Raw genomic sequence first — 23,718 nt, 5'->3', positions numbered from 1 at the left:
TATGTGGCGTTTTTTTCTATAGAAATCTCTAGAAACGAAAGGAAATATTATCAGGTTTTCAAAATCGGCTCTTGATAATATGCGCTTTTCGTGAAAATATAGTGTATTGAATCTAGAACAGTACACTGTGTCTGCTAAAATATTTCTAGAAATTAATTTGCCTTTCTTAATCAGTTTGTTCATATCTTATTTTAATCCACTATATTTACTTCCTTTTCTTATAAAATTGAATTTGTGCTAGAAACATACTATTAGTTGTTTAGAATAGAATTTCGTATCTTAGTACATTGATCTTATTGTTTAAAAACTGATGTATGTACTGGTTTCTTCAAGGAAGTATTAAATTGAAACAATAAATATATATAGACATGAAACTTGAATTAATAATAGTGGCATGATACAATATTAAGTGATATTGATAATTATTGGGCAACCTTTTTAAAATGATAACCTCTTAATATTACTAAAAAATTCGAGGGGGGGGGGCTTTTTATTTGTCTGTATATTTCAATTCAATATTAAAAAAATATGCATAAAGGAGGTTGTGACTCTAAATGAAGGGTAAACAACAAGATTTTAGAACGGAAAAGTATATTCGTTACGGTATTCGTAAATACAGTTTTGGAGCAGCATCAGTAGCGATTGCGGCTGGTTTAATGTTCTTAGGAAATGGAGCAGTTTCAGCTACTGAACAAAATCCAGTTTCAGACTCTAAAGAAAATATTCAAAAAGTAGAAAATTCTTCTCCAGAATTAGGAGAAAGTAATATCCAGTTGGTTGATATGACAACTGAAACACCCAAGAAAGAAGAAGTTAAAGTAAATAAGTCACTTCTTGAAACGAGTATTTCAAATTTAGAGGCTGCATTATCCAATGCTAAGTATGCGGATGCCTCAGTTGTAGCCAATGTTCGTGAAGCTTTAGCTACTGCGAAAGCTGTTTTGGCAAATGAAGCTGCCAAGCAAGAAGAGGTAAATGTTCAAAAAGAGATTCTTTCTGCATTGGGAACAGTTGTAACTGAATCAAACAAACTAGGACTAGAGAAAGAACAGGCTGATAAGGATAAGGCGGCTAAAGAAGAAGTTGAAAAGAAAGCTACTCCAGCTGAAAAAGCTCTTTCAGAAGCTAAATCGGAACTCGATAAAGTTACATCAGAAGCAGATGTAACCAATACACTTGCGGTTACAGAACTCCGTAAGAAGGAAGTAGCAGAAGAGAATCGAGCAGCAATTGAAGCGGCGGTAGCCAAGAACCAAGCTATACTTAACGAATCAAAAGTACTTTTAGCTGATAAGAGTGTCACAAAGGAACAAGTGGATGCTCAACTTTCACGCTTGAATGAGTCTATCCTTGCAGTTTATAGTGAACTGAAAAAATCAGGAATTGGTCGTGATGGGAAATTTGCTGTAGCGTTGGCAGCACAAAATTTTTATGCTGAATCAACCGTTAATGCAAACGGTACGCGTGCCACTCATGCCACGGTTGTAACTGCAGCAACTGCTACAGGTAAAGATATCTATAAATTCAATCCTGATGGGAAAGCGTCTACTGACGGTTTTGCAAGTGCAGGAGAGTTGAATGCCTATACTCGTGTAACTGGTGGGACTGCTGAAGGTTTAGAAGTTGTTGTCTATTCTAACCAACGTGATGGCTCAGAAACTAACCCTGCAAATGGTTTAACGTCTGACCAGGGTGGTTCAACAGGTCACAATAACAAGGGACGTATGGATTATCCCCTTTCTCCAGAAATGGCTAAAAAACTAGCCAAAGAAGCAGAGCTTTGGAAAGGTCAACTTCGTCCAAGTGGAATGCGAATCTCAGGTGGTTCTGCTAGTATATTCTCAAATAATGGAGCTTATGAATTCCTTGCAACAGAAATTTATAAATTAGCATATGAACAAGGTGTTGATCGTGTTTATATTCCAGGTCTAAGATCACGATTTGGAGTGACAGATGAAGCGGCTGAAAAAGGTTGGTCTTTAACAGGTATTGATGGATCAGTAGGTGCTGCTACACCTTATAACCTACCTAATGGTCTTGTATATGATGCTACAAATGATGTCATTGAAGGGATTATTACAAGTAATCTTGAAAATGGGGTACAAGATCTCAAAGTTAACGCAACCTTTACAAACAGCAAAACAGGTGCGGTGGTGACAACTCGATTTGTAAATATGCGTATGGGTTGGGTAGGCTGGATGGATACAACTCCACCAGTTATCGCGACAGATAATGCAGTTTACGAACGTACAGTTGGTCAAGACATTAATATTGACATCAAGTATCAAGATCCATCAGGGGCGCGCACAATGCGTGGACAAGGAGCAAATGTACCTTATACCAAAGCTAATGGTACAACGACAACTATACGTCAACAATATGGAACTGCTGTAACTGGTATTGCTGGTGTCAATGTAGATAATAGAAGTCAAGTTCTTGATGAAACAGCAACAACAATTCCTGGTGTTAGCTACCAGATGGATCCAAAGAACCAACCGCAGTCTGTATCTATTGATGGTCAATCGTCATATAACTCGTCTGGCCAATTATCAGGTACTTTGACAGAAGCAGGGGTCTACTATGTATCAACATTTGCTAAAGATTACAACAGTGTTAATGGATCAAATGTACAATGGATTCAATCTGGTCAGGAAGCTCAAGGGAATATTACAGTTGTCGTTAAACCAAAAGTAGAAGCTTTGAATATTGAAACCTACTCAGAAACTGTTCCTGTGACTATTTCTAAAGGTGCAACAAACGCTGTAGTTACCATGCCAGATGGAACGAAGACTGTTCTTCAAAATCAAAATGGAAGTTGGGTTGTAGTTGCATCAGGAGAAGATGTAGATGGCAATGCAGTAACAACAACCAATACGGCTGCAGCAGTAGGGACAAATTTGGGGACAGTAGGTGGAAAAATTAATATTCCAGTTACACAAGCTGCAACTGCAACAGCTGGAGTGGATAACATCAAGGTTGAAGCAATTACTGAAAATATCAAAGGTACTTTCCTACGTAATAAAGTAACACTAACAGATGTAGATAATACTACTCATGTAGCTACGTTGAATTCTAAAACAGGTCACTGGGAACTTCCAGCAGATTATACTACAGTTCAGACAACGAATGCAGACGGGACTTATACTTTGACAAAACGTCAAGTTTATGTTGAAGCTCAATTGGATGGTTCTCAAAACTTCTATATTTATACATATACGCGCACATTTGAAACTGACGGAACAATTAAGAGTCTTGATGCGGTAACTCGTCATAAAACAACAGTTGCAAGTAAAAATGAAACATCTAAAGATGGGATGTCTGTGACAGTAACTTATGATAAGTATACAGATGCATGGACTGCTTCAGATGGTTCTACTGTGACAGCTACTAAACTTGGAGATAAATCATGGGATATCATGACTTCATCAGGATTTGGCGGTGAAATTCGAGGTCGCAAAGCTACTAATACAGATGTTGCAACTATCATCAACACAAAACCAACTGCAACATCAACAAGCTATGAATCAACTAAGGGGATAACTGTTGACCTTCGTAATGCGGCACAAGCTGCAGTTACGATTGCAGATAAAGAAGATACTGCTCATAGTAAAACGACTTACATTACTCGTTTGACAGTAACATCACCATCTGGAGCTCAAAAAGTATATGATACAAAGACAGATGCTGCAGCTTACACATTAGCTAGTAATTATGTTTTATCAGAAGTGGGTGTGTATACAGTTGTTGTAGATGTTATTGATAGTAACGGAAATGTTGTTACGGCTACTTTGGATGGTACAGATTCAGGTACAGATTCAGGTGCAGGTTCTTCAATTGCTACAACTACTTACCACATTACAGTAACAGACACGATTAAAGGTCACAACGTTACATCATCTGATATCCAAGGAGCTACTCAAACAGGAACACCAACCTTTACTTCTGTAGGTGACGGTTCAACCATCTCACCAAGTGCAACATCACCAGCTAAGTTGGTTGCCGCTGATGGTAGTCTAGTTGATACTTTAACAGTTGAAAATGAGGGAACTTATACAATTGACCCAGCAACAGGTGTTGTAACCTTTAAACCACTTCCAACATTCAAAGGAACAGCAACTCCAGTAACTGTTAAACTAACTGCAATTCTAGGTACAGATGCTAACAATGCTAATATTACTGCAACTGCGACAGCTACTTACACACCAACAGTAGTTCCAGTAACACCAACCGCAGTAGCTTCTCAAACAACTGGACCTCAAGGGAAAGCCCAAACTTCTGCTATTAAGTTTGACGCAGCAGATACAGATGATACAACTGTAAACTTTGCTAAAGGAACAGTTTCTATTGATGCAAATACAACAAAATCTGTTGATCTTAATACAGCATCAGTAACTCTTCTTAATGCAAACGGTGATGCTGTAACATCTGTAACAGTTGAAAATGAGGGAACTTATACACTGGATAAAGCGACAAATGTTATTACATTCCAACCAGTCGCAACATTCACAGGAACTGTTACAAAACCAGTTAGTGTACGTATTGCAGATGCGAATGGCACTACTGTAACAACTACTTACACTCCAACTGTCACAGATGTAACTATGACAGCTAAGAACGCAACATCTAAAGACGTTCAAGGTAAAACACAAACTGGAACACCAGAATTTGAAACGTCAGATTCATCAGTAACGATTGCAACACGTCAGTTGGTTGATCCATCAACGATGCAACCAACTACTAGTGTTACAATTGCAAATGAAGGAACATACACAATTGATCCAACAACAGGTGTTGTAACCTTCGTACCAGTCCCAACATTTACTGGAGAAGGGACAGGAGTAACTGTTCAAGCAACAGATTCAAATGGTGAGACAGCAACAGCTACTTATAAACCAACAGTAACACCAATCACGATTACTGGTAAAAATGTAACATCTAAGAATATCCAAGGTGAACAGCAGTCAGAGACACCACTATTCTCATCATCAGATGAGAGTGCTCCAGTATCAAATTACAAACTTGTAGATCCAGCTACTGGAAATCCAACGACTGCAACTTCAATGACTGTTGAAAATGTTGGTACATATACAATTGATTCAACAACAGGTGTAGTAACATTCCAACCAGTTGCAACTTATAAAGGAACACCAGCACCAGTAACAGTTCAAGCATCAGCTACTATTACTAATGAAAAAGGTGAATCAACAGTCATCACAGGTACAGCTACTTATACTCCAACAGTAGTTCCTGTAGTCCCAACAGCTAAAGAATCAGCGACAGCTGGTAAGCAAGGTCAAGCGCAAACATCACAAATTGTTTTTGACATTCCTGATACAGATGCTACGACTTTGAACTTCGCCAAAGGAGAAACATCTGAAGTATTAGGCGAAGATGGTCAACCAAAATCAGTAGCTCTTGATAAGAGTACTTTGACACTTCTTGATGCGAATGGAAATGCTGTAACTACAGTTACGGTTGATGGTGAAGGAACTTACACTCTTGATAAAACAACTAATGTCATTACATTCCAACCAACTGAAGAATTTACAGGCAAAGCTACACCAGTACGTGTACAAATTGCAGATATCAACGGTACTACTGTAACAACTACTTACACTCCAACTGTTGTTGCTGAAGATGGAACGGTCATTGTTGAGTATAAGGATGAAGAGGGTAATATTATCTCTCCTTCAACAACTCCAGTAAATAACGAAAAAGTGACGACTCCGTTCACGACTGAACCAAAAGAAATTTCTGGTTACACTCTTGTTAAAGTGGTAACAACAAATGGTACGGTTGATGAAGGTACCAAGAATGTTTCAGGTAAGGTTACAAATGATACAACTACTGTAACATATACTTATAGAAAGAATGTTCAAACAGCAACTATTTCTTACTATGATGTGACAACTGGTGCAGAAGTTGCTATAGATTCAGCTAAAGTTCCAGCAGCAGCTGTTGAGACAGTAGAAGGTGTTTATAACGGTGCTATCGACTTTGCTAATCGTGAAAAAGCAATTGCAGCTCTTGAAAAAGCTGGCTATACGTTAGTAGAAGATGGTTTCATTGTAGCAACGACAGCTGATAAGCTTTTTGACAACGACACAGCGGTGAATCAAAACTTCACGGTAACAGTTAAACAACGTGTGGAACCCGTGACTCCAAATGATGAGAAACCTGTTCCAGGACAACCAGTGGATCCAGAAAATCCAAACTCACCTGTATGGCCAAGTACTGCAGAAAATCTTGAGTTAACTAAAACAGTTACTCGTACAATCAAGTACCGCTATAACGATGAGAATGGTAAAGAAGTAACAGCTGATAAAGTTCAAACAGTAACCTTCACACGTAGCGCAAGCGTTAACTTGGTAACAGGAAATGTGGAATATACTGACTGGTCAGCAGCACAAACTCTTGAGGCGGTAGTTTCTCCAGAAGTAGCTAATTATACTTATGATAAGAAAACTGTTACAAGCCTTGAGGTAACAAATGAGTCAACTGATAGTACAGTGTACGTTATCTATACACCAGTAGCACCAACTACAACACCTGCTACATCAACTGATATCCAAGGTAAGACACAGACAGGTACTCCAACATATAAACATGCTGATGGAACTGAGTTGAAACCAACAACAGATAATCCAGCTAAGTTCGTTGGAACTGAGGAAACAACTATCCCAGCTACTAAGGATGGTAAGACAGTTGGTACATATACAATCGATCCAACTGGTGCAGTAACCTTCACGCCAAATAAAGACTTCGTTGGCACACCAGATTCAGCTAAAGTAGTTGTAACAGATCCTACAAATGGTACAACTGTTGAGTCAAGTTACACTCCAACTGTAACACCAGTTACACCAACAGGTGTGGATACAAGTTCTACAGGTCCTAAGAACACTCCTCAATCTGGTACACCAACATTTGTACCTGGTCATAAAGATGTACCAATGGACAATACTGTTCCTGCTACATTTGAAGATGGTACAACAAGTAAAACAGTTCCAAACGAAGGAACGTATACTGTTGATGCAACAGGTAAGGTAACCTTCACACCAAATAAAGATTTCGTTGGAACTGCAACAGTAGTAACTATTGTACGTAAGGATACTAATGGCACTGTAGCGAAAGCTAAGTATACACCAACTGTTTATGAAGTGAAGTCTGATATACAGGTTGCAACTGTAACTTACAAAGATACTAACGGAACAATTCTTGGTGAGGTGGATATCCTTCAAGGTGATTCTGGTTCTGAAATGAACTACTCTACTGCAGAACGTATCAACGCACTGAAAAAACTTGGCTACGAACTTGTGTCTGATGAGTTTACAAAAGCTGATGGCAGCAAGCAATCATTTGATAATGATACAAAAGCTATTCAAAAATTTGTTGTTACTGTTCAACCACGCCTTGTTCCAGTTATTCCAAGTGATGTGACACCAGTTCCAGGTCAACCAATTGATCCAGAGGATCCAAACTCACCAGTATGGCCTGAAAGCGTTAAGGAATTGACAACTTCAGAAGAAGTAACTCGTACAATTACTTATGTTGATGGAGATGGTAAAGAGGTTACTACTTCTGTGACTTCATCAGTTAAATTTACTCGTGATGCTAAGGTGAACTTGGTGACAGGTGAAGTTACTTACGGCGAATGGAAAGCAGCTACAACGGATGTTCTTTCTGGTAACAAACTTCCACTTGTTAAAGGTTATATTGCAGTAAGTGGAGATATTGAAGCATCTACTAAGGATCAAACTGTTAAGGCTGAAGACAAAGATATCATTCAAAAAGTGGTCTATAAGAAACTTGGAGCCTGGATTCCAAACGTGCCAGGACAAACAAATCCTCCACGTATTGATTATCCAAATGATCCAAATGGTGATCCAACTAAACCGGGTGTACCAACGGAAGATATTGTAATTCCTTATGTTCCAGGTTACATTCCAAGAGATAAAGATGGAAATCCGTTGAAACCAGTTGATCCAGAAGATCCAACAAAAGGTTATGTGCCACCAACATTACCAACTGATCCGAGTCAAGATACACCAATCAACTATACTAAGATTACAACGTCTTATGTGACAGTTGATCCGAATGGTAAAGAAGTATCTATTCCAGATTATCCAAGCGAAGACGGTGAACAACCTAAGAAAGATATCCCAGGTTACCGCTTCGTAGAAACGAAGAAACTGCCAAATGGAGATGTAGAACATGTCTATGAAAAAGTAACAACATTCTTTAAAGACAAAGATGGAAATGAAATCAAAGAAAAAGAAAGTGGTTCAGTAGATAAGAAAGACATCCCAGAATACAGATTCGTAGAAACGAAGAAACTACCAAATGGAGATGTAGAGCATGTCTATGAAAAAGTGAATACATTCTTCAAAGATAAAGAAGGTAATGAGATTCCGAACTATCCAAGTGAGCCGGGCACAGTAGATAAGAAAGATATTCCGGAGTACAGATTCGTAGAAACGAAGAAACTACCAAATGGAGATACAGAACACGTCTACGAAAAAGTAAATACATTCTTCAAAGATAAAGAAGGTAATGAGATTCCGAACTATCCAAGTGAGCCGGGCACAGTAGATAAAAAAGACATTCCAGAGTACAGATTCGTAGAAACGAAGAAACTACCAAATGGAGATATAGAACATGTCTATGAAAAAGTGAATACATTCTTCAAAGATAAAGAAGGTAATGAGATTCCGAACTATCCAAGTGAGTCGGGCACAGTAGATAAGAAAGACATTCCAGAGTACAGATTTGTAGAAACGAAGAAACTTCCAAATGGTGACACTGAACACGTTTACGAAAAAGTAAGTACATTCTTCAAAGATAAAGAAGGCAATGAGATTCCGAACTATCCAAGTGAGCCAGGCACAGTAGATAAGAAAGACATTCCAGAGTACAGATTCGTAGAAACGAAGAAACTTCCAAATGGAGATACAGAACATGTCTACGAAAAAGTTATGACTTCATTCAAAGATAAAGAAGGTAATGAGATTCCGAACTATCCAAGTGAGCCGGGAACAGTAGATAAGAAAGACATCCCAGAATATAGATTTGTAGAAACGAAGAAACTTCCAAATGGCGACATCGAACATGTCTACGAAAAAGTAACAACACCAGCTCCAACACCTTCACCTGTTCCTCAACCAAATCCAGGTAAGCAAAATACAACTACTTGGACTGATGAGAATGGAAATCCATTGAAACCAACTGAGCCAGGTTCTAAAGAACCGGGAAGAATTCCAGGTTACGAATATGTGAAGACTGTGACAGGTTCAAATGGAAATATCAGACATATCTTCCGCAAAGTTGAGATGCCAACTCCAACACCAGTTGAACCAGTACAACCAGTTTCTCCACAAGAGCCAGAGACCCCAGAGCAACCAGTGACTCCAGAAATGCCAACAGTACCCGAGCAACCAAAACAACCAGCAACACCTAAATATGTTGATGGTCAAAAAGAATTGCCAAATACTGGTACAGAAGCTAACGCTAGTCTTGCAGCGCTTGGACTTCTGGGAGCCCTAGGTGGATTTGGACTTCTTGCTCGCAAGAAAAAAGAAGACTAAAAACTCATAGTTTTTGAGAAGATGATTCGTCATCTTCTTTTTTTATTTCGGTGTTTTTACTTGCGTAAAAAATTTTTTTCTAGTATAATAGTTTATTGTGAGCGAACCTCACTTACCCCTTGCAAAGTCTTGGGGTCATTAGACCAAAAGGAGGAACATATCAATGGCTAAATACGAAATTCTTTATATCATTCGTCCAAACATTGAAGAAGAAGCTAAAAATGCTTTGGTAGCACGTTTTGACTCTATTTTGACTGACAACGGTGCAACTGTTGTTGAATCAAAATCTTGGGAAAAACGTCGTCTTGCATACGAAATCAAAGATTTCCGTGAAGGACTTTACCACATCGTTAACGTTGAAGCAAACGACGACGCAGCTCTTAAAGAGTTTGACCGTCTTTCAAAAATCAACGCTGACATTCTTCGTCACATGATCGTCAAAACTGACGCGTAAGAAGGTAAACTATGATTAACAATGTTGTACTTGTAGGGCGTATGACACGTGACGCTGAGTTGCGTTATACCCCATCAAATGTAGCAGTTGCGACTTTTACTCTTGCAGTAAACCGTACATTTAAGAGTCAAAATGGCGAACGTGAGGCTGATTTTATCAATGTCGTTATGTGGCGCCAACAGGCTGAAAACCTTGCTAACTGGGCTAAAAAAGGCTCACTTATCGGGGTGACAGGTCGTATCCAGACTCGTAGTTACGATAACCAGCAAGGACAACGTGTCTACGTGACAGAGGTCGTGGCTGAGAATTTCCAAATGTTGGAAAGCCGTAGTGTGCGTGAGGGTCACACAGGTGGAGCTTATTCTGCACCAAGTTCAAACTATTCAGCACCTACAAATTCAGTACCAGACTTTTCACGTGATGAAAATCCATTTGGAGCAACAAATCCATTGGATATCTCAGATGATGATTTACCATTCTAATGGACAAGTAAAATTATAAAGGAGAAAAAACATGGCTCAACAACGTCGTGGCGGATTCAAACGCCGTAAAAAAGTTGATTACATCGCAGCAAACAAAATTGAATATGTTGATTACAAAGATACTGAGCTTCTTAGCCGTTTCGTTTCAGAACGTGGGAAAATCCTTCCACGTCGTGTAACAGGAACTTCAGCTAAAAACCAACGTAAAGTAACAACAGCTATCAAACGCGCTCGCGTAATGGCTTTGATGCCTTTTGTAAACGAAGATTAAAGAAAAGACCCCGACGGGTCTTTTTTTCAGGTCCGGGCGGACCTCTTTTTCAGACCCAGTTGGGTCTTTTTTTCACGAGCCTTGAAATGAGAGAGCGAGTTGGTGTCCAGTGGACCTCTTTTTCAGACCCGGTTGGGTCTTTTTTCACGAGGTAGTTTTTTTCTGACCTTGGCATGCTATAATAGTAATAGAAAGAGTAAAGGTGGGTAAGTCAAAGATGAATTGTACGATTAGAAATATGATTAAGTCTGATATTGAATCCTTATCTCATGGATTTATGAATCAAGGTTGGCCTGGTAGAGAGGAAATTTTGGCTAGATATTTTCTGGAACAGGAAAGTGGGGAGAGAGAAGTCTTAGTTGTAGAGATTGATGGTGCTGTAGCGGGCTACGTTACCATTTTGCCCTCTGCTAAACATGGTCCTTTTGCAGAAGTCTATCCAGAATTATCAGATTTTAATGTGTTTGAGCCTTTTCGAAATCAAGGGATTGGGAATCAACTGCTAGAAGAAGCAGAAAAACGAGTCAAGGTTGTTTCGAGTAAGGTCACTCTTGGTGTAGGTTTGCACTTAGGCTATGGCCCTGCACAGAGATTGTATATCAGACGGGGCTACATTCCAGATGGGACAGGTGTCTGGTATCGAAATCAACCCTTGGAAATGAATGCAACTAGCCAAAATAATGATGATTTGGTTTTGTATCTAGTAAAGGAATTCGGATAAGAGATAAGGATTTTATTGGGATGTGGGATTTCTCTACTTTATGGTATAATGGAAAGAGTTAGATTGAAAGAGGTAGTGAGATGGATGCCAAATTAAGATACAAGGCAAAGAAAATCAAGATTGTCTTTTTTGATATTGATGATACATTGAGGAATTCAAAGACAGGTTTTATTCCAGCTTCAATCCCAGCTGTTTTTAAGCAATTACGTGAGAAAGGAATCTTGACAGGTATTGCTTCTGGACGAGGAATTTTTGGTGTCGTGCCAGAAATTCGTGAACTCAAGCCTGACTTTTTTGTAACTTTGAATGGGGCTTATATCGAAGATAAAAAAGGTCAGGTCATTTATCAACATCAGATCGATAAGTCAGATGTTGAGGAGTATATCTCTTGGGCTAAGCAAGAAGGAATTGAGTATGGTTTGGTTGGGAGTCATGATGCCAAGTTGTCGACTCGCACCGATATGATTAGTGAAGCTATCAATCCAATTTACCCTGATTTAGATGTAGATCCTGATTTTCATGAGAAAGAAAACATCTATCAGATGTGGACTTTTGAAGATAAAGGAGACGACTTGCACTTGCCTGACAGTCTCTCAGATAAACTTCGCATGGTTCGTTGGCATCAACATTCGTCTGATATTGTGCCGATTTCAGGCTCCAAAGCGACGGGTGTGGAAAAGGTTGTGGAACACCTTGGCTTGAAACCAGAGAACGTCATGGTTTTTGGAGATGGGCTGAATGACTTGGAACTCTTTGATTATGCTGGAATCAGCATCGCCATGGGAATTTCTCATGATAACATCAAAGAAAAAGCAGATTATATTACAAAAACATTAGAAGAAGATGGCATTTTTGATGCCTTAGAAGGATTTGGTATGGTAGAAAAAGAATTGCATTTCCCACAAGTAGACATTGAAACAGCAGAAGGTCCTATCGCGACTATTAAGACCAATCACGGAGACTTGCGTATCAAGCTTTTCCCTGAACATGCTCCTAAAACAGTGGCTAACTTTGTAGCTCTTTCAAAAGATGGTTACTATGATGGTGTCATTTTCCATCGTATTATCAAGGACTTTATGATTCAAGGTGGAGACCCAACTGGAACTGGTATGGGTGGCGAGTCAATCTACGGCGAATCTTTTGAGGATGAATTCTCAGAAGAACTTTACAATATCCGTGGTGCTCTTTCCATGGCCAATGCTGGTCCAAATACCAACGGCAGCCAGTTCTTTATCGTGCAAAATCAACATTTGCCTTATTCTAAGAAAGAAATTGCTCGTGGAGGTTGGCCAGAACCGATCGCAGAAATCTATGCCAACCAAGGTGGGACACCTCACCTAGACCGTCGTCATACTGTTTTTGGTCAGCTAGCTGATGAAGCTTCTTACGCTGTCTTGGATACCATTGCTGCTGTTGAGACAGGGGCTATGGACAAGCCAGTTGAAGATGTTGTGATTGAAACTATTGAAATCGAGGACTAAGATGAAAATCGGTGATAAGCTAAAGGGGCGTATTACAGGGATTCAGCCCTACGGTGCCTTTGTTGAGCTAGAGACGGGTGATACGGGGCTGATTCACATTTCAGAGATTCGAACAGGATTTATTGAAAATATTCATGACGCCTTGAAAGTCGATGAAGAAGTTCAAGTTCAAGTAGTGGATTTAGATGAATTTACAGGAAAAGCTAGTCTTTCTATCCGCACTTTGGAGGAGGAAAAGCACCAGTTTCCTAGACGGAGACGCTTTTCAAGCGACCGCTTTAACTACGGCTTTGCGCCTCTCAAAAGAATGATGCCAATTTGGACCAAAGAAGCCCTTCAACATTTGAAGAAGCAGAAGAATTAGTTAGAAATCTATATTCTTTGTAATGTTAATATAAATTTGCTATAATAGGACCATGGAAGAAGAACAATTATTAAAATCAGGAGAGCGCATTAACCAGCTCTTTTCTACAGATATCAAAATCATTCAAAATAGAGAGGTTTTTAGTTATTCGGTGGATAGTGTTCTCTTGTCACGCTTTCCACGTTTTCCTAAAAAGGGGTTGATAGTGGATTTTTGTGCTGGAAATGGAGCAGTTGGGCTATTTGCTAGCACTCGTACTCAAGCACAGATATTGGCTGTTGAGATTCAGGAGCGTTTGGCGGATATGGCTGAACGCTCTGTCCGTTTGAATGGATTAGAAGAGCAGATGGAGGTCATCTGTGATGATTTGAAAAATATGCCTTCTCGTATACAGGGAAGTAAGGTGGATATGATTTTGTGTAATCCACCCTATTTCAAGGTAGATCCTCATTCTAATCTGAACGAGAGTGAACATTATCTCTTGGCGCGCCACGAAATCACGACTAATTTGGAAGAAATCTGTCGTAGTGCCCAGAGTATTCTTAAATCTAATGGGCGCTTGGCTATGGTTCATCGTCCTGATCGACTTTTAGATATCTTGGACAGCTTACAACGGCATAATCTAGCTCCTAAGCGCCTGCAATTTGTTTATCCAAAAAGAGAAAAGGAAGCCAATATGCTTTTGATTGAGGCTATCAAGGATGGTTCAACAAGTGGCTTTAAGGTCTTGCCACCTCTCATTGTTCACAATGATGATGGCTCTTATACGCCTGAACTCGAAGAGATTTATTATGGATCATAAGGCTTATATGTATGTGCTGGAGTGCCGTGATGGTTCCTACTACACGGGTTATACGACTGACGTGAGAAAACGTCTCGCTGTCCACAATAGTGGGAAAGGAGCCAAATACACACGAGCACGCTTGCCAGTCAAACTTATCTATGCTCAAGGTTTTGCCAGTAAGGCAGAAGCCATGTCGGCAGAAGCCCTTCTCAAGCGTAAGAAGAGGCCACAGAAGGAAAGATTTTTATCTGAAAATCAAGATAGAAATTTGCTCATACTCAATGAAAATCAAAGAGCAAACTAGGAAGCTAGCCGTAGGTTGCTCAAAGCACTGCTTTGAGGTTGTGGATAGAACTGACGAAGTCAGTACCCATACCTACGGCAAGGCGAAGCTGACGTGGTTTGAAGAGATTTTCGAAGAGTATCAGTTATTTTGAAGAATCGTGAGGAGCTCTTTGACTCCTCTTACTTTTGTCAAAAAGCGAAAAAAATGCTACAATAAAGAGAATAAACAAAATGAGGTATTATCATGTCTAAGATTCTAGTATTTGGTCACCAAAATCCAGACTCAGATGCCATCGGGTCATCTGTAGCCTTTGCCTACCTTGCAAAAGAAGCTTACGGTTTGGATACGGAAGCTGTTGCCCTTGGAACTCCAAATGAAGAAACAGCCTTTGTCTTGAACTATTTTGGTGTGGAAGCACCGCGTGTTATCACTTCTGCTAAAGCAGAAGGTGCAGAGCAAGTTATCCTGACTGACCACAATGAATTCCAACAATCTGTATCAGATATCGCTGAAGTAGAAGTCTATGGTGTGGTGGACCACCACCGCGTGGCTAACTTTGAAACTGCAAGCCCACTTTACATGCGTTTGGAGCCAGTTGGGTCAGCTTCTTCAATCGTTTATCGTATGTTCAAAGAACATGGTGTAGCTGTGCCTAAAGAGATTGCTGGTTTGATGCTTTCAGGTTTGATTTCAGATACTCTTCTTTTGAAATCACCAACAACACACCCAACAGATACAGTCATCGCTCCAGAATTGGCTGAATTAGCTGGTGTAAACTTGGAAGAGTATGGTTTGGCTATGTTGAAAGCTGGTACAAACTTGGCTAGCAAATCTGCTGAAGAATTGATTGACATCGATGCTAAGACTTTTGAATTGAACGGAAATAATGTCCGTGTTGCCCAAGTGAACACAGTTGACATCGCTGAAGTTTTGGAACGTCAAGCAGAAATTGAAGCTGCAATGCAAGCTGCTAACGCAGCAAACGGCTACTCTGACTTTGTCTTGATGATTACAGATATCGTCAACTCAAACTCAGAAATCCTAGCACTTGGTGCTAACATGGACAAGGTTGAAGCAGCCTTCAACTTCAAACTTGCAGACAACCACGCCTTCCTTGCTGGTGCTGTTTCACGTAAGAAACAAGTGGTACCTCAATTGACTGAAAGCTTCAATGCTTAAGATTTTGAGTGTTAATTCAAATTAGGAAAGGCTAGTTTGCCTTATATCGAAAGGAGTTTCGGCTCCTTTTTTTCTAGGAGTGAAGCATGTTAGAAAATGGCGATTTGATTTTTGTGAGAGATGAGTCAGATATGGGACAGGCCATCCAGACTTCCACAGGCAGCTATAACCATGTTGCGATTTGTTTGGATGGGATGATTTACCACGCTAGTGGACAGGCTGGTGTTGTTTGTCAGGAACCAGCAAACTTCTTTGAGTCCAATCACTTGTACGACCTATATATTTACCCAGAAATGGATATCCAGTCTGTGAAGGAAAAAGCTTGCAAACATCTTGGAGCTCCTTATAATGCTTCTTTCTATCCAGATGGACATGGTTTCTACTGTTCCCAGTACATAGCAGAAATCCTACCGATTTTTGAAACCATTCCTATGAAATTTGGGGATGGGACTCAGGAGATTAGTGATTTTTGGAGAGAGTATTATAGAGAACTAGGTCTTCCTGTTCCTCTGAACCAAGCTGGGACCAATCCTAGTCAGTTGGCAACATCGCCTCTGTTAGAAAGTAAAGAAAGGAATCTTCATGATTCAGATTTTTAATCCATCTCGTTTGACGAGACAGCCATTTTTTAGAGAATTGATCCGCTATCTGGACCAGCATGAGGATGTTATTTTGCGAGAAATTAAGGCTCAATTTCCAGATGTTGCAGTTGATAAACTCATGGAAGAGTATATAAAGGCAGGCTTGATTCTACGAGAAAATAAGCGTTATTACCTTAATCTTCCTATGCTTGAATCACTCGATAGTCTCGAACTGGATCAAGAGATTTTTGTTAAAGAAGATAGTCCGATCTATCAAACTTTGTTGGAGCAGCGTTTTGAGACGGAATTGCGCAATCAAACCAATGCAGCTATTTTAGTTGAAAAGACGGACTTTGCGCGCACTAAAATGACCCTGTCTAATTATTTCTACAATGTCAAACATCAGTATCCTTTGACAGAAAAACAGCGGGAACTTTATGCCATTTTGGGAGATGTTAATCCTGAGTATGCTCTCAAATATATGACAACTTTTTTGCTAAAATTTCTCAAAAAAGATCAACTGATGCAGAAACGCCGTGATATCTTTGTGGACAGTTTAGTTGTCCTAGGTTATATTATTCAAAATGAAGATGGAAAGTATGAGTTGGCCGTCGATTTTGATAAGGAAAGATTAACTTTCTACTTGGCCTGATTTTTTTTCTGAGCACATTGTTTGACTTTCCTTAGTATTCGGTATAAACTATATGTAACCGGTAACACATATCGGAATAAAACTAAAGGAGACAATCATATGTCACTTGAAAACAAATTGGAACAAGCAACAGGCGCTATCAAAGAAGGATTTGGTAAAGTTACTGGAGATGGTAAGACTGAAGCAGAAGGCGCTGTTGAAAAAACAGTTGCTAAGGCAAAAGACGTTGTAGAAGATGCTAAAGGTGCTGTAGAAGGTGCCGTTGAAGGTTTGAAAAACGTTTTTACTAAATAATAGTAAAAAATCAAGGGTTTCATTTTCCCTTGATTTTTTCTATTCTTATAAATAATTTTCTGCGACATCTGTATCTCCTGGGTAGGCTTCTTTCTTTCCCTGGATGATTTGGTAGCAATCGGCTCCCTTACCAGCAATAATGACAGCATCGAGTTCTTGTTCAGTGATGGACATTGCCGCCTTGATGGCTTCTTGGCGATCCGCAATTTTTTCAACAGGATGATTGATGTAGCTACTGATTTCATCTGCAATGGACATTGGGTCTTCATAGTTGGGGTCATCAGCAGTCAAAAAGACTTGAATCTCGGGATGTTGATTGAGGAGGAGGCCAAAGTCCTTACGGCGACTTTCTCCCTTGTTTCCTGTTGAACCCAGAACCAGAGCAATTTTTCCGGTTTGATGAGTTTCAACCACATTGATGAGTTTTTTCAGACTGTCACCGTTGTGGGCGTAGTCGATGAAGACCTTGGCTCCATTTTTCTGGGTGAGAACTTCCATACGACCAGGAACGCGGGTTGCAGCGATGCCTTTTTTGATGTCCTCAAGACTAGCTCCGAGACGGAGGCAAGCAAGTCCAGCAGCAACGGCATTTTCTTGGTTGAAGTGGCCAATCAGTTGGATATCATAGTCTCCAGAGAGTTTACCAGTAGCTGAAAAGCTAAAGGCTTTGGAGTTTTCGATTTGGTTATCAGACTGGCTACCATAGAAATCATGGTCTTGATCTGCCACTTGTTCTTTTAGTACAGAGAAGTGGTCCATGTCACTGTTAATGATGACTGCTCGGCTATGTTCCATCAAGAGTCGCTTGTGGTAGAAGTAGTCTTCAAACGTCGGATGCTCAATCGGGCCAATATGGTCTGGGCTGATATTGAGGAAAACTCCCACATCAAAGGTTAGACCATAGACACGTTTGACCAGATAGGCTTGACTGGAGACTTCCATGATGAGGTGGGTACGGTCATTTTGCACAGCCTGATTCATCATATCAAAGAGGTCAATACTCTCAGGAGTTGTCAATGCAGACTTAAAGAAAGTCTTGCCATCTAGAGTTGTATTCATAGTCGAGAGCATAGCAGGGCGATGCCCTTGAGATAAAATGTTATAGGCGAAATAGGCTGCTGTTGTCTTACCCTTAGTACCAGTAAAGGCAAGGAGTTTGAGTTTTTCCTGTGGATTTCCATAAAATTCCATAGAAATCAAACTCATAGCTTTCTTGATATCACTGACGATAATGGCAGGAATACCAACTTCATAGTCCTTTTCAGCCACATACCAATCGAGACCTTGAGAGATGGCAGAAATCAGAAATTCCTTCTTAAAGGCAGCACCTTTGACGAAAAAGAGGCTCTTTTCTTTGGCCTTGCGACTGTCATAGCAGATGGTGTCAAACACGACATGGCTGTAGTTGTAGTGATAATGTCCTTGGTCGATAATCTCGCGGAATAGACCATCTTTCTTTAATATATCTAATACGGTTTCAATCTTAATCATACTTTCTATTGTAAACCGAAAGTCACAAATTTACAAGTAACAAGGAAAAGTTTATAATGGAAGATAAGGAGTTTTTCCTAGTTATCAAAATTGAATGAGGAATCTATGTCGCACGAAAACAATCACCAGCAGGCCCAGATGTTACGGGGGACTGCTTGGTTAACGGCTAGTAACTTTATCAGTCGCCTGCTCGGGGCCATCTATATTATCCCTTGGTACATCTGGATGGGGTCTTATGCGGCTACGGCTAATGGTCTCTTTACCATGGGCTACAACATCTATGCCTGGTTCTTGCTGGTTTCAACAGCAGGGATTCCAGTTGCGGTGGCCAAGCAAGTTGCCAAGTACAATACCATGCGAGAAGAAGAGCATAGCTTTGCCCTGATTCGGAGCTTTTTAGGATTTATGACAGGACTTGGCCTCGTTTTTGCTTTAGTTTTGTATGTCTTTGCTCCTTGGCTAGCAGACTTGTCTGGCGTAGGCAAAGACTTGATACCGATCATGCAAAGCTTGGCTTGGGGAGTCTTGATTTTCCCGTCTATGAGTGTTATCCGAGGATTTTTCCAAGGGATGAATAACCTCAAACCTTATGCCATGAGTCAAATTGCTGAGCAGGTCATTCGTGTTATCTGGATGCTCTTAGCAACCTTTATCATTATGAAGCTCGGTTCAGGAGATTACCTAGCAGCCGTTACCCAATCGACCTTTGCGGCCTTTGTCGGCATGGTAGCTAGTTTTGCAGTTTTGGTCTATTTCCTTGCTCAAGAAGGTTTACTCAAAAGAGTATTTGAAACAGGGGATAAGATTAACAGCAAGCGTCTTTTGGTTGATACTATTAAGGAAGCCATTCCTTTTATCCTGACAGGGTCTGCCATCCAGCTCTTCCAGATTTTGGATCAGCTGACCTTTATCAATAGTATGAGCTGGTTTACCAACTACAGCAACGAGGACTTGGTTGTCATGTTTTCTTATTTCTCAGCCAATCCTAATAAAATCACGATGATTTTGATTTCTGTTGGGGTTTCAATTGGGGGTGTCGGTTTACCACTCTTGACTGAAAACTATGTCAAGGGGGATTTGAAGGCAGCTTCTCGTCTCGTTCAGGACAGCATTACCATGCTTTTCGTATTCCTGATACCAGCAACGGTTGGAGTGGTCATGGTAGGAGAACCCCTCTACACAGTCTTTTATGGGAAGCCAGATAGTTTGGCCATGGGCTTGTTTGTCTTTGCAGTTTTGCAGTCTACTATTTTAGGCTTGTACATGGTCTTGTCTCCAATGCTTCAGGCCATGTTCCGCAACCGCAAGGCAGTTCTCTATTTTATCTATGGTTCCATTGCCAAGCTGGTCTTGCAAATACCTACCATCGCCCTCTTCCACAGTTACGGACCCTTGATTTCCACTACAATCGGCCTCGTTATTCCTAATGTCTTGATGTATCGGGACATTTGTCAAGTAACTGGTGTTAAGCGCAAGGTGATTTTGAAGCGAACCATTTTAATCAGTTTGTTGACCTTTGTTATGTTCATCGGTGTCGGTGCCATCCAGTGGATTTTAGGATTTGTATTCCAACCAAGTGGACGTTTGTGGAGCTTCCTTTATGTATCCCTTGTCGGTGCCATGGGTGGAGGAGTATACGGGGTCATGAGTCTCCGTACCCGTTTGTTGGATAAGGTGATTGGAAAAGCCCAAGCAGATCGCCTGCGAGTAAAATTAAAAATTTCTTAGAAAAATAATTTATAAATAAAATGAATAAGTTGAGTTTTTTAAAAACCAAAACACTCTCTTATTCATTTTTTATTGTTAGAATTGGATATAAAATGTAAAACAGAGAATAAATAACGAAAGTAATTGAATTTTATGTCAAAAAACACTTGACTAAAAAGTAGTTAGACTGTATAATAAAACAAATATTTAAATCAGGAGGTTCTGGAGATGAAAAAGTCTAAGGCCAAGTATGCAACGCTTGCAGGTGTCGTGTTAAGTGCAGGTATTTTGTTAAGTGCCTGTGGAAATTCCAGCACAGGGTCAAAAACATATAACTATGTTTATACTAGTGATCCGTCTAGTTTGAATTATCTAGCAGAAAACAGGGCAACAACCAATGATATCGTGGTTAATTTGGTAGATGGGCTCATGGAAAATGACCAGTATGGGAATTATATCCCATCTTTGGCAGAGGATTGGAGTGTATCCAAGGATGGCTTGACCTATACCTACAAACTGCGTAAAGATGCTAAATGGTATACTGCAGATGGAGATGAATATGCTCCTGTAACTGCCCAAGATTTTGTAACTGGTTTGAAATATGCAGCAGATAAAAAATCCGAAGCCTTATACTTGGTGCAAGAATCCGTTGCTGGTTTAGATGACTATATCAACGGGAAAACAAGCGACTTTTCAACTGTCGGAGTCAAGGCTCTTGACGACCAAACGGTTCAATATACCTTGACACGACCAGAATCTTACTGGAACTCAAAAACAACTTCAACCATTCTCTTCCCAGTCAATGCGGATTTCTTGAAATCAAAAGGTGATGATTTTGGGAAGGTAGCCCCATCTAGTATTTTGTACAATGGACCTTTCTTGATGAAATCCTTTGTTTCAAAATCTGTCATTGAATTCAAGAAAAATCCGAACTACTGGGATGCTAAAAATGTCTTTGTAGATGATGTGAAATTGGCTTATTATGATGGTAGTGACCAAGATGCACTAGCTCGTAACTTTGTTGAGGGAGCTTATAGTTATGCTCGCCTTTATCCAAATAGTGCAAGCTTTGAAGGTATTAAAGAAAAGAATAAGGACAATATCATCTATAGCTTGCAAGATGCCACTTCTTATTTCTTAAACTTTAACCTAGATAGAAAATCTTATAAATTCACTTCCAAGACAAGTGATGCTGAAAAGAAATCGACTCAGGAAGCGGTTCTTAATAAAAACTTCCGTCAAGCCATTAACTTTGCCTATGACCGGACAGCTTACGGGGCTCAATCTCAAGGAGAGGATGGTGCAACCAAGATTTTGCGTAACCTAGTCGTTCCACCAAACTTCGTAAGTATCAATGGCAAAGACTTTGGTGAAGTAGTTGCGTCTAAAATGGTTAACTACGGTAAAGAATGGCAAGGAATCAACTTTGCTGATGCCCAAGATCCATACTACAATGCTGAAAAAGCCAAGGCTAAATTTGCAGAGGCTAAGAAAGAACTCCAAGCTAAAGGAATTCAATTCCCTATCCACTTGGACATGACAGTTGACCAAGCTGCTAAACAGGGTGTTCAAGAGGCAAATTCTATGAAGCAATCTATTGAAGCAGCTTTAGGTGCAGAGAACGTTGTAATTGATATTCAACAACTCACTACTGAAGATTATGACAATACAAGCTATTTGGCTCAGACAGCAGCTCAGAAGGATTATGATCTTTACAACGGTGGTTGGGGTCCTGATTACCAAGATCCTTCAACCTATCTTGATGTCTTCAACCTTAATTCTGGTGGTTTGATGCAAAATCTAGGTTTAGAGCCAGGTGAAGCCAATGACAAGGCCAAGGCTGTTGGATTGGATGTCTACACTCAAATGTTGGAAGAAGCCAATAAGGAACAAGATCTTGCAAAACGCTATGAAAAGTATGCAGATGCCCAAGCTTGGTTGGTGGATAGCGCTTTAGCGATTCCAAATGTTTCTAAGGGTGGAACACCAACATTGAGAAAAGTTGTTCCTTTCTCAACACCATATTCATTAGCTGGTAATAAAGGTATCGAATCATATAAATATCTCAAAGTACAAGATAAGACAGTTACAAAAGACGAATATGAAAAAGCCAAAGAAAAATGGTTGAAAGAAAAAGAAGAATCTAATAAAAAAGCCCAAGAAGAATTGGCAAAACATGTCAAATAAGGATTTTTCAAGAAAAACGATGGTTTCGAAGGAAACTGTCGTTTTTTAATAGAATGATGGCAAATTTGGAAGAAAAGTGCGTACATTTTTTAATTGGTTTACTGGGTTTATGCTATAATGAATATAATAAAAGATTGTAAAAAACTATTTTCGAAAATCTACCCAGTGTTAACTGAAGTATGCACATGCTAGAATGATTTTATAGGAGGGATGCTGTCTACTAAAAAAGTAAGATAAAACGTAACAAATGATAAGTTCTTCTTTTATGTGAAGAGTTCTTATCTGCCTATTTACTAATCGTTATGGAGGTATCATCATGGGCGCTATTATGGAGTTTGCAACAGAAAAACAGATTGCATCATTTCTTTTAACTTGTCGCATTGAAGGGCAAAAGAATTTTCTGATGGCTTTTAAGAAAAAGACATTGTTGAAATCCTTTATTGATTTTTTCATTATAGGTGGTTCCTACTATGTTCAGTCGAGTGTGAAGCCTAAGATTCTGGCATTCACACCTAAGGGAATCTACTTGATGGACATCAGTGATATAACTGAAAATCGCTCTAATCAAGTCGTAGAGATGCCTTGGAATCAAGTTCAAGATTTTACTTATAAGACAGTTTTGAATACAGTTAGGCTGAACTGGAACTATCAAAATGAAAACTACATTTTTTCCGTGGATGTCGGTCAGGTTAGTCAGCATGTGGGCCAGTATCAATTTAACAAAGACCATTATGACTATTTAGCCCAACAGGATTTTTTCGTTCACAGTAAACCCTAGCAATCATTTTCACAAAAGAATCTGGAAGCTTTTCTGGATTCTTTTTAGCTTTACTAGCTAGTACTCAATGAAAATCAAAGAGCAAACTAGGAAGCTAGCCGCAGGTTGCTCAAAACACTATTTTGAGGTTGTAGATAAGACTGACGAAGTCAGCTCAAAACACTGTTTTGAGGTTGCAGATAGAACTGACGAAGTCAGCTCAAAACACTGTTTTGAGGTTGCAGATAGAACTGACGAAGTCAGCTCAAAACACTGTTTTGAGGTTGCAGATAGAACTGACGAAGTCAGTAACATATACCTACGGTAAGGCGACGCTGACGTGGTTTGAAGAGATTTTCGAAGAGTATAAGTCTATAGTTTTAAACTATAACTAGCTCTTGAAAAGAAGAAAATGAGTTTATGAAAATAAGTGGTACAATAGTTAC

The 23,718-nt window shown here is 39.7% G+C and carries 19 protein-coding genes; 18 read left to right on the top strand and 1 reads right to left on the bottom strand.

What is annotated here, in order from left to right; all coding sequences use genetic code 11:
• The first annotated feature begins 554 nt into the window (after positions 1 to 554).
• The 14 genes from SK608_RS11755 to SK608_RS07280 all read left to right on the top strand — a co-directional run bounded on the left by SK608_RS11755 (position 555) and on the right by SK608_RS07280 (position 17,130).
• Positions 555 to 9,581, top strand: coding sequence for a mucin-binding protein (locus tag SK608_RS11755; protein WP_050489919.1), 9,027 nt, complete (start codon positions 555 to 557; stop codon positions 9,579 to 9,581).
• A 163-nt stretch (positions 9,582 to 9,744) separates the two neighbouring features.
• Complete coding sequence (gene rpsF / locus SK608_RS07340) at positions 9,745 to 10,035, top strand: 30S ribosomal protein S6 (protein WP_001151778.1); 291 nt, start codon at positions 9,745 to 9,747, stop codon at positions 10,033 to 10,035.
• Between the two features lie 11 nt (positions 10,036 to 10,046).
• The gene (gene ssbA, locus SK608_RS07335; protein WP_000609602.1) at positions 10,047 to 10,517 is read left to right on the top strand and encodes a single-stranded DNA-binding protein SsbA; all 471 of its coding nucleotides are present in this window, start codon (positions 10,047 to 10,049) and stop codon (positions 10,515 to 10,517) included.
• 31 nt (positions 10,518 to 10,548) lie between these two features.
• Positions 10,549 to 10,788: a 30S ribosomal protein S18 gene (rpsR, locus tag SK608_RS07330; RefSeq protein ID WP_000068664.1), complete on the top strand. Its 240-nt coding sequence runs from the start codon at positions 10,549 to 10,551 to the stop codon at positions 10,786 to 10,788.
• Between the two features lie 217 nt (positions 10,789 to 11,005).
• Complete coding sequence (locus tag SK608_RS07325) at positions 11,006 to 11,509, top strand: GNAT family N-acetyltransferase (protein WP_033677816.1); 504 nt, start codon at positions 11,006 to 11,008, stop codon at positions 11,507 to 11,509.
• 80 nt (positions 11,510 to 11,589) lie between these two features.
• Positions 11,590 to 12,990: a bifunctional Cof-type HAD-IIB family hydrolase/peptidylprolyl isomerase gene (locus SK608_RS07320; RefSeq protein WP_033677724.1), complete on the top strand. Its 1,401-nt coding sequence runs from the start codon at positions 11,590 to 11,592 to the stop codon at positions 12,988 to 12,990.
• A 1-nt stretch (position 12,991) separates the two neighbouring features.
• Positions 12,992 to 13,354 (top strand): S1 RNA-binding domain-containing protein, encoded by a 363-nt coding sequence (locus tag SK608_RS07315; RefSeq protein WP_033677723.1) that lies wholly within the window; start codon positions 12,992 to 12,994, stop codon positions 13,352 to 13,354.
• Positions 13,355 to 13,406: 52 nt separating this feature from the next.
• Entirely contained in the window at positions 13,407 to 14,156 is a 750-nt protein-coding gene (locus tag SK608_RS07310; RefSeq protein WP_033677721.1) for a tRNA1(Val) (adenine(37)-N6)-methyltransferase, read from the top strand.
• A complete protein-coding gene (locus SK608_RS07305) occupies positions 14,146 to 14,442 on the top strand; it encodes a GIY-YIG nuclease family protein (RefSeq protein ID WP_033677719.1) in 297 nt (98 codons plus the stop codon). Before SK608_RS07310 ends, SK608_RS07305 begins: the two co-directional genes overlap by 11 nt.
• Positions 14,420 to 14,575 carry a hypothetical protein gene (locus tag SK608_RS11750; protein WP_033677717.1) on the top strand — a complete coding sequence of 52 codons (156 nt, stop codon included), beginning with the start codon at positions 14,420 to 14,422 and terminating at the stop codon, positions 14,573 to 14,575. The genes SK608_RS07305 and SK608_RS11750 overlap by 23 nt, the downstream gene beginning before the upstream one ends.
• Before the next feature lie 92 nt (positions 14,576 to 14,667).
• The gene (locus SK608_RS07295; RefSeq protein ID WP_033677715.1) at positions 14,668 to 15,603 is read left to right on the top strand and encodes a manganese-dependent inorganic pyrophosphatase; all 936 of its coding nucleotides are present in this window, start codon (positions 14,668 to 14,670) and stop codon (positions 15,601 to 15,603) included.
• 86 nt (positions 15,604 to 15,689) lie between these two features.
• A complete protein-coding gene (locus SK608_RS07290; RefSeq protein WP_033677713.1) occupies positions 15,690 to 16,202 on the top strand; it encodes a YiiX/YebB-like N1pC/P60 family cysteine hydrolase in 513 nt (170 codons plus the stop codon).
• The gene (locus tag SK608_RS07285) at positions 16,186 to 16,836 is read left to right on the top strand and encodes a DUF1803 domain-containing protein (protein ID WP_033677710.1); all 651 of its coding nucleotides are present in this window, start codon (positions 16,186 to 16,188) and stop codon (positions 16,834 to 16,836) included. The genes SK608_RS07290 and SK608_RS07285 overlap by 17 nt, the downstream gene beginning before the upstream one ends.
• A 99-nt stretch (positions 16,837 to 16,935) precedes the next feature.
• The gene (locus SK608_RS07280; protein ID WP_033677708.1) at positions 16,936 to 17,130 is read left to right on the top strand and encodes a CsbD family protein; all 195 of its coding nucleotides are present in this window, start codon (positions 16,936 to 16,938) and stop codon (positions 17,128 to 17,130) included.
• 45 nt (positions 17,131 to 17,175) lie between these two features.
• On the opposite strand, the gene SK608_RS07275 is transcribed toward SK608_RS07280, so the two are convergent.
• Positions 17,176 to 18,621, bottom strand: coding sequence for a UDP-N-acetylmuramoyl-L-alanyl-D-glutamate--L-lysine ligase (locus tag SK608_RS07275; protein ID WP_033677706.1), 1,446 nt, complete (start codon positions 18,619 to 18,621; stop codon positions 17,176 to 17,178).
• A gap of 105 nt (positions 18,622 to 18,726) precedes the next feature.
• Between SK608_RS07275 and SK608_RS07270 the strand changes: the two genes are divergently transcribed.
• The 4 genes from SK608_RS07270 to SK608_RS11745 all read left to right on the top strand — a co-directional run bounded on the left by SK608_RS07270 (position 18,727) and on the right by SK608_RS11745 (position 23,600).
• Positions 18,727 to 20,349: a putative polysaccharide biosynthesis protein gene (locus SK608_RS07270; RefSeq protein ID WP_033677704.1), complete on the top strand. Its 1,623-nt coding sequence runs from the start codon at positions 18,727 to 18,729 to the stop codon at positions 20,347 to 20,349.
• 207 nt (positions 20,350 to 20,556) lie between these two features.
• Entirely contained in the window at positions 20,557 to 22,515 is a 1,959-nt protein-coding gene (locus SK608_RS07265) for a peptide ABC transporter substrate-binding protein (RefSeq protein ID WP_033677702.1), read from the top strand.
• Between the two features lie 316 nt (positions 22,516 to 22,831).
• Entirely contained in the window at positions 22,832 to 23,293 is a 462-nt protein-coding gene (locus tag SK608_RS07260) for a hypothetical protein (RefSeq protein WP_033677700.1), read from the top strand.
• A 67-nt stretch (positions 23,294 to 23,360) separates the two neighbouring features.
• Complete coding sequence (locus SK608_RS11745; RefSeq protein ID WP_050489918.1) at positions 23,361 to 23,600, top strand: hypothetical protein; 240 nt, start codon at positions 23,361 to 23,363, stop codon at positions 23,598 to 23,600.
• Positions 23,601 to 23,718 lie beyond the last annotated feature (118 nt).

The organism is Streptococcus mitis subsp. hohhotensis, assembly GCF_000722775.1.
GTDB lineage: Bacteria > Bacillota > Bacilli > Lactobacillales > Streptococcaceae > Streptococcus > Streptococcus carlssonii.
This window is presented reverse-complemented; position numbering and strand designations above follow the sequence as displayed.

Excerpts from the sequence above, each read along its gene's own strand:
- SK608_RS11755 (WP_050489919.1), top strand. The coding sequence starts at position 555 with ATGAAGGGTAAACAACAAGATTTTAGAACGGAAAAGTATATTCGTTAC.
- rpsF (WP_001151778.1), top strand. The coding sequence starts at position 9,745 with ATGGCTAAATACGAAATTCTTTATATCATTCGTCCAAACATTGAAGAA.
- ssbA (WP_000609602.1), top strand. The coding sequence starts at position 10,047 with ATGATTAACAATGTTGTACTTGTAGGGCGTATGACACGTGACGCTGAG.
- rpsR (WP_000068664.1), top strand. The coding sequence starts at position 10,549 with ATGGCTCAACAACGTCGTGGCGGATTCAAACGCCGTAAAAAAGTTGAT.
- SK608_RS07325 (WP_033677816.1), top strand. The coding sequence starts at position 11,006 with ATGAATTGTACGATTAGAAATATGATTAAGTCTGATATTGAATCCTTA.
- SK608_RS07320 (WP_033677724.1), top strand. The coding sequence starts at position 11,590 with ATGGATGCCAAATTAAGATACAAGGCAAAGAAAATCAAGATTGTCTTT.
- SK608_RS07315 (WP_033677723.1), top strand. The coding sequence starts at position 12,992 with ATGAAAATCGGTGATAAGCTAAAGGGGCGTATTACAGGGATTCAGCCC.
- SK608_RS07310 (WP_033677721.1), top strand. The coding sequence starts at position 13,407 with ATGGAAGAAGAACAATTATTAAAATCAGGAGAGCGCATTAACCAGCTC.
- SK608_RS07305 (WP_033677719.1), top strand. The coding sequence starts at position 14,146 with ATGGATCATAAGGCTTATATGTATGTGCTGGAGTGCCGTGATGGTTCC.
- SK608_RS11750 (WP_033677717.1), top strand. The coding sequence starts at position 14,420 with ATGAAAATCAAAGAGCAAACTAGGAAGCTAGCCGTAGGTTGCTCAAAG.
- SK608_RS07295 (WP_033677715.1), top strand. The coding sequence starts at position 14,668 with ATGTCTAAGATTCTAGTATTTGGTCACCAAAATCCAGACTCAGATGCC.
- SK608_RS07290 (WP_033677713.1), top strand. The coding sequence starts at position 15,690 with ATGTTAGAAAATGGCGATTTGATTTTTGTGAGAGATGAGTCAGATATG.
- SK608_RS07285 (WP_033677710.1), top strand. The coding sequence starts at position 16,186 with ATGATTCAGATTTTTAATCCATCTCGTTTGACGAGACAGCCATTTTTT.
- SK608_RS07280 (WP_033677708.1), top strand. The coding sequence starts at position 16,936 with ATGTCACTTGAAAACAAATTGGAACAAGCAACAGGCGCTATCAAAGAA.
- SK608_RS07275 (WP_033677706.1), bottom strand. The coding sequence starts at position 18,621 with ATGATTAAGATTGAAACCGTATTAGATATATTAAAGAAAGATGGTCTA.
- SK608_RS07270 (WP_033677704.1), top strand. The coding sequence starts at position 18,727 with ATGTCGCACGAAAACAATCACCAGCAGGCCCAGATGTTACGGGGGACT.
- SK608_RS07265 (WP_033677702.1), top strand. The coding sequence starts at position 20,557 with ATGAAAAAGTCTAAGGCCAAGTATGCAACGCTTGCAGGTGTCGTGTTA.
- SK608_RS07260 (WP_033677700.1), top strand. The coding sequence starts at position 22,832 with ATGGGCGCTATTATGGAGTTTGCAACAGAAAAACAGATTGCATCATTT.
- SK608_RS11745 (WP_050489918.1), top strand. The coding sequence starts at position 23,361 with ATGAAAATCAAAGAGCAAACTAGGAAGCTAGCCGCAGGTTGCTCAAAA.